10 protein-coding genes are annotated in these 12275 nt (G+C 27.6%); 2 read left to right on the plus strand and 8 right to left on the minus strand.

Annotated elements, in window-relative coordinates:
• Window positions 1-31 precede the first annotated feature (31 nt).
• Window positions 32-3490, plus strand: coding sequence for an acyl-[ACP]--phospholipid O-acyltransferase (locus AVBRAN_RS09190; protein ID WP_239803090.1), 3459 nt, complete (start codon window positions 32-34; stop codon window positions 3488-3490).
• 161 nt (window positions 3491-3651) lie between these two features.
• Here the strand turns inward: AVBRAN_RS09190 and traF are convergent, their stop codons facing one another.
• The 8 genes from traF to AVBRAN_RS09230 are packed head-to-tail and all read right to left on the minus strand — an operon-like array spanning window position 3652 to window position 11719.
• Complete coding sequence (gene traF / locus AVBRAN_RS09195) at window positions 3652-4110, minus strand: conjugal transfer protein TraF (RefSeq protein ID WP_214119525.1); 459 nt, start codon at window positions 4108-4110, stop codon at window positions 3652-3654.
• The gene (locus AVBRAN_RS09200; RefSeq protein WP_239803091.1) at window positions 4107-4568 is read right to left on the minus strand and encodes a thioredoxin-like domain-containing protein; all 462 of its coding nucleotides are present in this window, start codon (window positions 4566-4568) and stop codon (window positions 4107-4109) included. Before AVBRAN_RS09200 ends, traF begins: the two co-directional genes overlap by 4 nt.
• Entirely contained in the window at window positions 4561-5211 is a 651-nt protein-coding gene (locus AVBRAN_RS09205; RefSeq protein WP_214117801.1) for an ABC transporter ATP-binding protein, read from the minus strand. The genes AVBRAN_RS09200 and AVBRAN_RS09205 overlap by 8 nt, the downstream gene beginning before the upstream one ends.
• A complete protein-coding gene (locus AVBRAN_RS09210; RefSeq protein ID WP_214117802.1) occupies window positions 5212-6351 on the minus strand; it encodes an FtsX-like permease family protein in 1140 nt (379 codons plus the stop codon). It lies immediately after the preceding gene.
• Window positions 6338-7639 (minus strand): ABC transporter permease, encoded by a 1302-nt coding sequence (locus tag AVBRAN_RS09215; protein ID WP_214117803.1) that lies wholly within the window; start codon window positions 7637-7639, stop codon window positions 6338-6340. Before AVBRAN_RS09215 ends, AVBRAN_RS09210 begins: the two co-directional genes overlap by 14 nt.
• Before the next feature lie 8 nt (window positions 7640-7647).
• Entirely contained in the window at window positions 7648-9045 is a 1398-nt protein-coding gene (locus tag AVBRAN_RS09220; RefSeq protein ID WP_214117804.1) for a Fe-S-containing protein, read from the minus strand.
• Between the two features lie 59 nt (window positions 9046-9104).
• Window positions 9105-9641: an iron transporter gene (locus AVBRAN_RS09225; protein ID WP_214117805.1), complete on the minus strand. Its 537-nt coding sequence runs from the start codon at window positions 9639-9641 to the stop codon at window positions 9105-9107.
• On the minus strand, window positions 9638-11719 hold the full coding sequence (locus AVBRAN_RS09230; protein WP_239803092.1) for an FTR1 family protein: 2082 nt from the start codon (window positions 11717-11719) through the stop codon (window positions 9638-9640). Before AVBRAN_RS09230 ends, AVBRAN_RS09225 begins: the two co-directional genes overlap by 4 nt.
• A 187-nt stretch (window positions 11720-11906) precedes the next feature.
• Between AVBRAN_RS09230 and AVBRAN_RS09235 the strand changes: the two genes are divergently transcribed.
• Entirely contained in the window at window positions 11907-12263 is a 357-nt protein-coding gene (locus AVBRAN_RS09235) for a hypothetical protein (protein WP_239803093.1), read from the plus strand.
• Window positions 12264-12275: the final 12 nt, after the last annotated feature.

Consider the following 12275-nt stretch of genomic DNA (forward strand, 5'->3'; position numbering starts at 1 on the left):
AATTAAATAAATTATTTCTTAGGGGTTATAAATGAGAAACGATTTTTTAAAAATCAATGGAATAATCGCATTTTTATTAGTTGGATTTTTGAATGCTTTTGTTGATTTAGGACATAAAATCATTATTCAAAACACGGTTTATAAGATTTATGATGGAAGCACGCAATTATTTTTAACTGCAATTATTAATGCTTTAATTTTATTACCTTATATTTTTAGCTTTTCAATATCTGGATTTTTAGCTGATAAATATCCTAAAAATAAAGTTATGAAAATAACTGCTTTAGCAAATATATTTTTAGTATCAATCATTTGTTTTAGTTATTACAATGGTTATTTTTATCTAGCCTTTATAATGACGCTTATTATGGGTATTCAATCAGCCTTATATTCTCCTGCTAAATATGGTTATATTAAAGAGCTAGTCGGCATCAAGCAACTTGCTATGGGAAATGGTGCTATAAATGCTGTTAGTATTGTGGCTATTTTGTGCGGAATGCTTGTATTTTCTTTAGGTTTTGAATTATTATTAAACGAGTTTAGCACGAGTAAGGATATATTAACTCAAGTAGCTCCACTAGGCTTATTACTAGTAGCTTTTAGTGTTTTAGAATTTATTTTAGCGTCTAAATTACCACAGGTTAAAAGTGAAAATTCTAATTTGGCATTCAATAAAAACGATTATTTAAAAGGAGTTTTGCTTAAAAACAACCTTAGCTTAATATTTCAAAATAAAGTAATTTGGCTATGTATAATAGGAATTGCCTTCTTTTGGGCTATTTCTCAATTATATTTAGTATCTTTTCCTGTATTTGCTAAGTTTCATCTAAATGAATTAAACACCTTTTATGTGCAAGGCGTAATGGCAGCTAGTGCAATAGGCGTTATTATAGGTTCAATAATTGCAGGTAGATTTTCTAAAAACTACATTGAATTAGGGCTTATCCCGCTTGGTGCTTTAGGATTATTTTTAAGCTCATTATTAATAAGCTTTCTTAATAATTTATTTGCCTTTGCACTTGTATTTTTTATATTTGGCATATCTGGGGCAATATTTACAATCGCTCTTAATTCTTTAATACAATTTAATGCTAAAGAAAATGAATTAGGTATAGTCTTAGCAGGAAATAATTTTATTCAAAATATTTTTATGCTAAGTTTTGTAATACTTGCTACTTTTTTTGCTTATTTAGAAATTGATGTTTTATATTTGTTTTATTTCATTGTAGTTGTGAGTTTTTTAGGCTCTTTTTATGTATTAATAAAACTGCCTTTTTCTTTAGTAAGAATAATAGTAAGCCTTGCTTTTTATCAAAAATATAGATTATTAGTAGCAGGGTTTGAAAATATCCCACAAAATAAAGGAGTGCTATTATTAGGCAATCATATTTCCTTTATTGACTGGGCTATTATACAAATGGCAATCCCTAAAAAAGTGCATTTTGTAATGGAGAGAAAATACTATCAAAAATGGTATATTAGAATGTTTATAAAGCATTTTGGAGTAATCCCTGTAAGCTCTGCTGCAAGTAAAGAGGCCTTAGAATTAATTGCAACTTATATCAAAAAAGGCGAAATTGTTTGTATTTTCCCTGAAGGAACTCTCTCAAGACACGGACATTTAAATGAATTTAAAAGTGGATTTGAATTAGCGTGCAAGGATTTAAGCGAAGATGATGGGATTATAATTCCTTTTTATATCCACGGGCTTTGGGGTAGTTCGTTTTCAAGAAGTGATGAAGAATACAATTTAAGAAATAAAAAAATCGGTAAAAGAGAAATAGCAATAGCATTCGGAACAGCCCTTAGCATACATTCAAGTAAAGAATTAGTAAAAGCTAAAGTGTTTGAACTATCATTCTTAGCTACAAAAACTCAAAGCGATAATCTAAAAACAATAGAAAAAGCCTTTATCCTAAGTGCTAAAAAATACTCACAAAATATAGCGATAAACGACCCTTTAGCAGGAGATATAAGCTACAAAAAACTCCTAGCATTAAGCCTAGTGCTTAGTAAAAAAATCCCTAACGATGAAAATATAGGCATATTATTACCTGCTTCATTTGCTTCAACGCTTGTAAATCTAGCTAGTTTATTTGCTGGAAAAACCATAGTAAATCTAAATTACACCGCAGGAATAAAAGCAATAAATCAAGCAAAAGAAAGTGCAAATATAAAGCATATTTATACATCATCTAAATTCTTAGAAAAGCTAGAAAATAAAGGCTTTAAATTAGAATTAGAAAATGTAAATATCATTTATTTAGAAGATTTAATAAAAGCAATAAAAAAAGAAAAGCTAGATATTATCTTTAAACTCTTTTTAATAAGTATCTTACCTAGCTTTATGTTACAAGCCTTATTTACTAAGAATTTAAGCAATGAAAAAACAGCTGCGATTTTATTTAGTAGTGGTAGCGAAGGAATGCCTAAAGGAGTTATGCTAAGCCATAAAAATATCTTAAGCAATATTGCTTCAATTTCTAGCATAATTTGTGCAAAAGATGATGATGTAATACTCTCATCTTTACCGCCATTTCACGCATTTGGACTAACCGTTACTACATTTATGCCTTTAATAGAAGGGATAAAAAGTGCAACTTGTGCTGACCCTACCGATGCTTTAGGCGTTGCAAAAACTATAGTAAAAAATAATGTTAGCATTATGTGTGCAACTTCTACATTTTTAGGAATTTATGCAAGAAATAAAAAAATAGATGAAATTATGTTTGATAGCCTTAGAATTGTAGTTGCAGGTGCTGAAAAATTAAAGCCCGAGATTAAATCAGCTTTTGAGCTAAAGTTCAAAAAAAATATTTACGAAGGTTACGGAGCTACCGAGACAACACCTGTTGCAAGTGTGAATCTACCTAATAAATTTGATAGCACATATTGGCAACTACATAGAGCAAATAAAGATAAAAGCGTAGGTATGCCTTTACCTGGCACTGCTATTAGAATAGTTGATCCACTAAGCTATGAAGAATTAAAAGCAAACGAAGATGGACTTATTTTAATAGGCGGACACCAAGTAATGCAAGGATATTTAAATAATCCTGAAAAAACTGCCGAAGTTATAAAAGAAATAGACGGCATTAGATGGTATAACACAGGGGATAAGGGACATTTAGATGAAGATGGATTTTTATACATTGTAGATAGATATTCAAGGTTTGCAAAAATTGGTGGAGAGATGATTTCTTTAGGACTTGTTGAAAGCGAAGTTGCTAAAGTGATTAATAATGATGAAGTAAAACTCTGCTCTACTTCTTTAGAAGATGATAAAAAAGGCGAGATGGTAGTTTTATTAATTGAATGTAGTGAAGAAAAATTTGATTATTTTGTAGATTTAATAAAACAAAGCGAAATACTAGCAATTTATAAACCTAGTAAATATATTTTGATAAAAGAAATTCCATTATTAGGCAGTGGAAAGGTAGATTATAAAGAAGCAAAAGCCCTAGCTAAAAGTATTTTAGAAAACAATTAATAAAATTTATACTAAAAGGAAGAGTAACTTAAACTCTAAACCTTTTAGTTTTGCAATACTAATTAAAGTTTTGCTAATTTTTGAATATTAAAGTATCAAATGAAATTCTTAATTATTTTTAGATGAAAAATATTTTAGGTTTTATTTATGCGTTTTTAATATTAAATCAACATATTTAATTCATTTTCTAAGACAGATTTTGGAGTAAGCGATATAAATTTTTTAACCATTTTTCCATCTTTATCGTAAATAAACATAGCAGGCACACCCCAAACACCACCTACTACATTGCTTAAATACTCAACATCTAAACTCTCATAAATAGTAGCAAATGTAACACCTTTTAAGCTTTCTTTTGCCATATCATAATCTCTCATACCACCTAATACAGCAATAATTTTATAATCCTTACTAAGCTCATTTAAGATAGGAATTTGTTTAGCACATACACCGCAATCCTTTGTGTAAAAAAATAACATAAAAGGCTCATTTAATCCCTTTAATGCTTGTTCTTTCGCACTATAACTTAAATGTATTGGCTCTTTTGAATTTAAAGCTAACATTGCTTCATCTTTACAAGCACAAAGTAAAAATATGAAAATTGCTAGAAAAAATCTCATAAATATTCCTTAATCTTATTAGTTAAAAATTCCAAACTTCTATCACCTAATACTTTATCCACATAAATTCCATCTTTTAAAATAAATAAAGTCGGAACAGCAAAAATATCATACCTACTCCAGCTAATGTCTTCTTCATCTTTTAAAAAAATCATATTTGAATATTGGTGTTCTAATTCATGTTTTTTAATAGTATTTAAATCATCAATAGAATTAATTGCATAGATACTAATATTATTTTCATTCGCAAATTCATTTAATCCAGCCATTACTTTAAGACAAGCAGCACAACCATTTTGCCAAAATTCTATCAATTCTATACCTTGTCTTTTTAACTCTATTTTATTTAAAGCTGTAGTTTTTGCAAGAATATTAGGAGCTTGTTTATTTAATACTAGCTTATTATCTTCGCAAGATACAAAAAACAAAAGTATTAAAACTATTAGAATTTTATTCATTCACTATAAGTCCATCTTTAATAGTAATTATCTCATCTCCATTTTTAGCCAAGTCAGGATTGTGAGTAATTAATATAATTGTCTTGCCTTCGCTTCTTAATTTTTTGAATATATCTAAAACTATTTCTCCATTTTCTTCATCAAGATTGCCAGTAGGCTCATCAGCTAATAAAATATTTGGATTATTAATAAGACTTCTAGCTATACAAAGGCGTTGTTGCTGACCACCACTTAATTCGCTAGGTAAATGCTCTAATCTATCTAACAATCCTACTTTATCTAAGATTTTCTTAGCATCATTTTCTTCAATACTTGAATGATAATATTGAGCTAGCATAACATTTTCTAATACGCTTAAATAAGGTATTAAATGAAATTGTTGAAAAATAAGCCCTATTTTTTCTCTTCTTATTCTTTGTTTATCAGCTTCACTTAAATGAGTTACATTAATACCATCTAAAAAGTATTCGCCTTCACTTGCATTATCAAGCAATGATAAAATATTTAAAAGCGTAGTTTTTCCACTACCACTCTTACCTACAATACTAAGCCAACGACCTTGATTTAATTCAAAATTAAGACCTTTTAAAACATGGGCTTTATCAAATCTTTTATGTAAATTACTAACCTTAATAATACTCATTTATTCTCCTCTTAAATTACCTACTATATCTATTTGCAATGCTTTTTTTATCGGAAAATACGCAGCAAATGATGCAAAAAATAATGATATAAAAATTGAAAGCACAAAAGCACTTAATCTAAAATCTATACTAGCATTAAAAATAATATTGCCTAAAATCTGTGCTAAAAAATACCCACCAATAGTGCCTAATAAAGATGAAACAACAGCTAAAATAAATACTTCATAAGCAAATAATTTTGCTATATCTTTAAAACTAGCCCCAAGAGCTAAATGCAAGGCTATTTCTTTTTTTCTTGAAAAAATAATTGAACTAAGAGTTGTATTAACACTTGTTGAGCTAATTATTAAAATAACAATAGAAATCAAAAACATAAGACCTTTTATTTTTTCTAAAATTGCTCCTTCTTTTAAACTAACACTTAAAATTGGTTTTAATTCTGCATTATTGCTTACTGCTATTTTGCTAAGCTCTGATAGATTTTCAAAATCATCATCAACTATTAAAGATACATAAGAATATTTATCATTAATACCCGATAAATCTTTAGCGGAATTTAAATTGATAAAAGCCATAGCATCAATCTCATCTCCAGTAGAAAAAATCCCTTTTATAATATAAGTTTTTTCATAAGGAATACCATTTTTTACTATTGTTAAAGGTAGTTTTTGATTTATGTCTTTTTTTAGAGTATTTGCTAAGTCTATACCTAAATAAATACTATTATCTTTTGAATATTCGCTTTGACTTAGGCTACCTTTTTTAACTAATAAAAACTTATTGATTTTTTTAAATTCATCAAAATCAACCCCAGCCACTATTAATTGCCTTGTAGAAAAAACAGGGCTAAAGTATAAATAAGGAGAATAAGCTAATAATTTGTCTTTACTAATTTTTGATTTAATTAAATTAGCTTCTTTAATATCTAAATAATCATCACTTTTAGAACTAATTAGCATATTAGCTCCGTAACTTTTAAGCTCTTTGCTCATTTTATTGTCAATATCAAAATATATATTTAAAAAAGCATTAGTAACGCAAGTTCCTATAAAAATTGATATTAAAACTATTATTAATCTTTGCTTTGAAAAAACTATACTCTTTTTAACTTGTGTGAAAAAAAAGTTATTTACGCTCATATAACACCTCAACTATTTCAAGATTTACAAAATTCTTAGTAGCTATTAATGAGCCAAGTAAAGCCACCAAACTAGCAAAAAACATACAAATAAATATAATTATGAAGTTATATTCAATACTATGAGAAAAAATACTATAAGATATAATATCACTTACAAAAAATCCAAACACAGCACCAAAAATACTAGCAATTAAACTAACAAATAAATAATCAATTGCAAAAACCAAATAAACTTGTAAATTACTAGCGCCTAATGCTTTAAACAAACCTATTTCTTTTTTTCTTCTATAAACATCACTATTTATTAAAGACGCTTCTGCAATACTTGCAACGATTAAAGATATGATAAAAATAATTCCCATTAGACCTTGAATTTTTTTAACGATAGAGCTTTCAGCATCTGCTACTTTACTAACAGCTTTTGCACTTGCTCCTTTATAATTTTCTTCAATTTGATATGCAATAGAGCTTACAAAAGCCGTGCAATACCAATTATCAAATTCTACTTGATTTAAACTCTTTATATCATATCTTGCCCTATGAGCTATGTCATTTTCTGGAATTGTTAGAGCTGATACTTCTGCTCTTTCATAAGTATTTGGCTCATTTAAAATATCATTTAATCTATCTATATTAATTAAAATTTTATCTTCATAATCACCCAAATTACTCACAATGCCAACTACTTTTAACTCTACTTCTTTATCATTTATAAGCACTTTAAAAGTATCGTTAGCTTTAAGATTTAAAGAATTTGCTAATTTTTCACTTATATTTACTTCATTTTCTAAACTATTATCATTTACAAAATTTAAATCAGTCTTTAAAAAAGGTAAAAGAGATAAAAATCCAGTATCAAATACCACGGTTTTATTACCAAATTTATCTTGTTCTATGACTAATTCTTTATTAAAATATGTGCCTAAGATACTGATTTTTTTGCCTTGAAATTCTACTTGGCGTTGTTTAAATGGAGCTATTGCTGTTATATTATTTGACCAGAAAATATCTTTAATTTTTCTCAAATCATCAAGATTTAGGAATTTACTTTCGCTTTGTAATTTAAAGCTTTTATTACCAACTTCAATACTATAAGATGAGCCTTGTGGTAAAACACTAATATTTGCTCCATAATTTCTTAGCTCTTTTCCTAGCTGATTGCCAACTCCAAGAGTTATATTAAGCATACAAGCAAGGAGCAAACAAGCTAAAAAAATAGTCGCAAAACTTAATAATTTTTGAATAGGATTGCCTAAAATTGATTTTTTTACTATTCTTAAAAACATTTTTACTCCTAACTTCTTCTTTCAATCAAAAATAAAGCTTTATCACTTGAGCTTACAAATTTTGATGGGTCTTTTTTAAATTCTTGATAACTTTCATCAGAATTAAAATAATAGCTAATACCATTATAAATATAGGTTTTCTTAGCTTTTGTGTTTAGAAATTTTTCTTTATTTACTGGGTCTTGAACTTGCATTTCAACTACTTTACTAAAATAGTTTTCCCCACCTAATACATCTTTTACTTTTACAATTATCTTATCATTGATAACTTCAAATTTTAAAGGAATTGGATTACAACCACCTTCTTTACCTACGCTAGGTAAAAATATCCTAACATTACAAGCTACACATAATAATTCATTATTTTTCATAACATAGCCATTATCCCCACAAATACTACAAGCATCAAATACTACTACAGGAGTTTGCTTACCTGCGTGGCGATTAATTATAAAAAATCTAATTTCCTTACCAGAACTAGAAATATAAGCATAGCGATATAATTTACCATCTTGAATATCTTTAGCATCAAATTCAAAATAATCTTTATTTTTAGGAGTAATGATTTTTGGCTCATCAACTTGAATAGGTTTAGAATCTACTAAATCATAAAATAACATAACTAAAGCAGCACTAATACTTAATATAAAATGAATAGTAAAATGAGAATTTATACTAAAAGTTTTTGCGATATTTTTTCTATATTCTATGTCAAAATCACAAGCTTTTTCTCTATATTTTGGTCTATTTTTTAAGCAAGTGCCAACATAAACAATACCTAAAATCAAGCAAATATAATAATAAAACTCGGCATAATATCTACTCTTAGTAATATAACTAAGCAAAATAGAGCTATCACTAACTCCAATTCTAATTAGATAATACATAATCTCAGCAAAAGCAGTATTTAAAAACATAATTGCAAAAATTACATAAATACAAATTCTTGATTTTGAAAATGAATTTGAATTAGCAAAAAGAAAATTAATATAAAAAATAATACAAATAAAAATAGCTAATAAAATAAAGCCAAAATTTAAAATCCCTTGAGTATCTAATAAGCTTGATGAAAATATAGGATAAGCAACTGATAATAAAAAGTATTTTAAAGAAGCTGCTAAAGATATAAAAAAGCTTAATATATAAGCAAATAAAGAATTATTTTTAAAAATTACTAATTTAATTAAGCTAAAAAATAAAGTAACTAATAAAATTATATTAGCTGTTAATACCCCTATTCTATCTACTTTTTCATAGTGGAATATATAAAATAAAATATATCCAAAAATAAAACCAACTAAAGTAAAAATAATATTTAATTTTAATGATGAATTTTTAGCATAAAAAGCTGTAAAAAAACTAACTAAAAAGCACTCTAAAAATATATGCACAAAATATATACTCATTATTGTCCTTATTTTTGTATATTTTTTATAGAAAGCCTAAGCTTTCTATATTTTAAGTTTTATTTATCAGGTGTTCCTGTGTATTTGAATTTGTATTTAACATTAAATGTATCAAACCACTCGCCAACACCTGTTTCTTTATCTACGTGGCGACCAAAACCTTGTTTTTCAGGATTATCAATTACAAATTCTAATTCATAATTACCAATTCCTGTATCCATTTTAATATTTGCACCATAGTGAGGACCATCATCAGCTACCATTGGCATAAGTTTTCCAACTTTTGTTTTACCATTATCAAGGTTAGTTAATTTATAGCCAATTGTAAGATATGGCATCCAAAAACCTTCAGGAAAACCATTTGGATTTTCTTTAAGAGCGTGAATGTCAGCTTCTAAGTGAATATCAGCTAAAGACGCTGCTAAATCAATACCTCTTGGTTCCATTTCAATTGGTTGAAGATACACAGCTGCTATTTCCATTCCGTGTAATTTATAGCTTTCTGCACCATCAATTGTAGGAATTTCAACTTCTCCTGCAAACACTGAAGACGCTAAAAAAGCACCTGCTACTAAACTAAGCAATGATTTTTTCATTGTTTCTCCTTTGATTTGATTTGCATATAAACAACTCCTCCTACTAATAGGACGAGGATTATTGCCTGTAAAATTAAGCTCTCATAATAAGGATATAATCCTAACCAAGTAATGCTTTCAAATTGCATTGGTATGAGATGTGGAGTTAAGACCTTGCCCTCAACAAGTTCCATAATCCCTTTGCCTGTAAAAGCAAAACACATATAAAAAATAATAATTGAGGTTATTAAGAAAAATTGTTTTATAGGAATTCTAATTGCACCAGCTTTAAGTAAGAAATATAAAACTACTAATATAACAATACCAAGAGCTAAACCACCTAAAACAGCACTAAGTCCAGCACTAGAACCAGAATCAATCAATAATGCTTGATAAAACAATATTGTTTCAGCACCTTCTCTAAATACTGCTAAAAACACGGTCCACCATAATGTTTTAGCACTGCCATTTGTAATAGCTAATCTTGCTTGCTCTTTTAAATTACTTGCATATTTTTTATTTCTTGCATTACTAAGTAGCCAAAAGCCAACATAAAATAATAAAACAACAGCAATTAGCATTGTTACACCTTCTATTAGCTCTCTACTTTGTCCTGAATTTTTAATAAAATATGAAACTATAAAAGCAGTGATAAACGATAAAACAACACCACTACCAAGTGCTGAATAAGCTATATTTAATCTGTCTTTATTACCACTTTGAATAATATATGAAATTATTGCAACTACTATTATTAAAGCTTCTAAACCTTCTCTTAAAATAATAGTAAGTGATGATATAAATAAAAACCAAACACTTGTATCATTGATTTTATCTAACTGACTTTCAATTAATTTGTTTAACTCATCAAAATTAGCAATTAACTCATCTTTAGAAGCCTTACTTTTAATTAGTGCTGTTCCTTTAGTAAATTTTGCTTCTATTTCAAGCTTTATATTTGAATTAACAGCACCAATTTTACTCTCCATTCCTTTTGCTTCAAAAATGTCTAAATATATATTTTGAAGAGCATCAATACTTGCTTTTTCTCCCATTGTTTCATAGTCTTGAACTATTTTATTTAAAGCTATTTTAATATCAGTTGCAACTTGAGTATAATCTACATTCTTAGTCTCATCAACATATCCAACTAATTTTAATTTATCTAAATTACTAGCATCTATTTTAGTCATTACATCAAATATAGAATCTAATATCTCTTCACTTCTAGCTCTCATATCGCTTTCAGTTACTTTTCCTTCGCGAATATCACTGCCAAAACTTCTTAACTTGCTTCTCATATTAAGATTTTTTGTTGCATTTATTAGAATTTCAATATTTGTATTTATATATATTTCTTCTCTTGCAACGCCAATTGTATCAGCTGCTTTTGTAAATTCTCCTTGCTTATTGTATTGAATAGCTTCGTCAAATTTCTCACTTAATAAATCATATACATATTGTAATTTCGGATCAATCGCAGCTGCTGCTTGAAGGTCTTCTAAACTATCATAAACTTCTTTTTGCATAGTTGGTTTTGTGATTTCTCCACTTGCTTCTTTGCTAAGATGGGCTAATTCTGCTGCTTTTTGTTCTTCACATTTAGTTTTTGCACTATTTTCATCTGCTCCAAACATCATCTCACCTTCAATGCAAGTTTTTAATAAATTCTCTCTTGCATTCATTTCAGCTTTTGCTTTATCATAATTTGGATCAGACGCTACTGCAACTATTTTAAAGCCATTTTGTATAACTGGCGTTACTTCTTCTAAATCAAATATCAAACCATCTATTAAAGCTTCAATTTTGCCTATATTTTCTCCACGCCCATAATAACCACGAAGATTGGTAAATTTTCTCTCCATCAAATAGCCTTTTCTACCAATATTTCTTCCAATAGGACCTTCCATATTTTCAAAATGTTGAAAATAAGCTTCACTTGCAAGTTGTCTTGCAGTTTTTGCATCACCTTTTTTATAGGCTTCTAAACCTTTATTTAGCTTTTCTATAATTAAATCTTTTTCCTTGAAATAATCAACATCATCTCTAGCTATTAAAGATATACAAATAGCAAAAATAAGCAAAAATATTTTTTTCACAAGATAACCTTTATAATAATTTTACTCATTATTGTATGAGTTATAAATAAATAAAATCTAAATGATACTTATTATTTTTTTCATTATTATCAATTAGAATTAATGTTGATAAAAATAATTTATTCTTATTAACCATTTTTAATAATTCGCTCCTACAATTTCGCGACTTTTTTAAAAGGAGATAAAAATGAAAAAAGTATGTTTGTCATTAGTTGCCTTTATAGGCCTTAATTTATGTGCTGCTGAAATTCCTGCAGTTGATGTTTTAGATTGCAAAAGTGCTGAATGTATCAATGATGCAAAAGCTGAAAAAATACTAGAAAAAAGTGAGCAAAAGGTAGTAGAAGAAGTAAAAGCTAAAGAAGAAGTGGTAAAACAAGTTAGCGATAAAGTAGAAGAAAAAAAAGAAGTAGTTAAAGAAGAAGTAAAACAAACAAAAGAAGAAATTAAAAAGGCAAAAAAAGAAGCTAAGAAAAATAAAAAAAGTAAAGAAGCTAAAAAATCAAAACACAACAAAAAAGAAAAAGTAGAAAACAAAAAATAATTTATACTTACG

Source organism: Campylobacter sp. RM12651 (genome assembly GCF_022369475.1).
Taxonomy (GTDB): Bacteria; Campylobacterota; Campylobacteria; order Campylobacterales; family Campylobacteraceae; genus Campylobacter_E.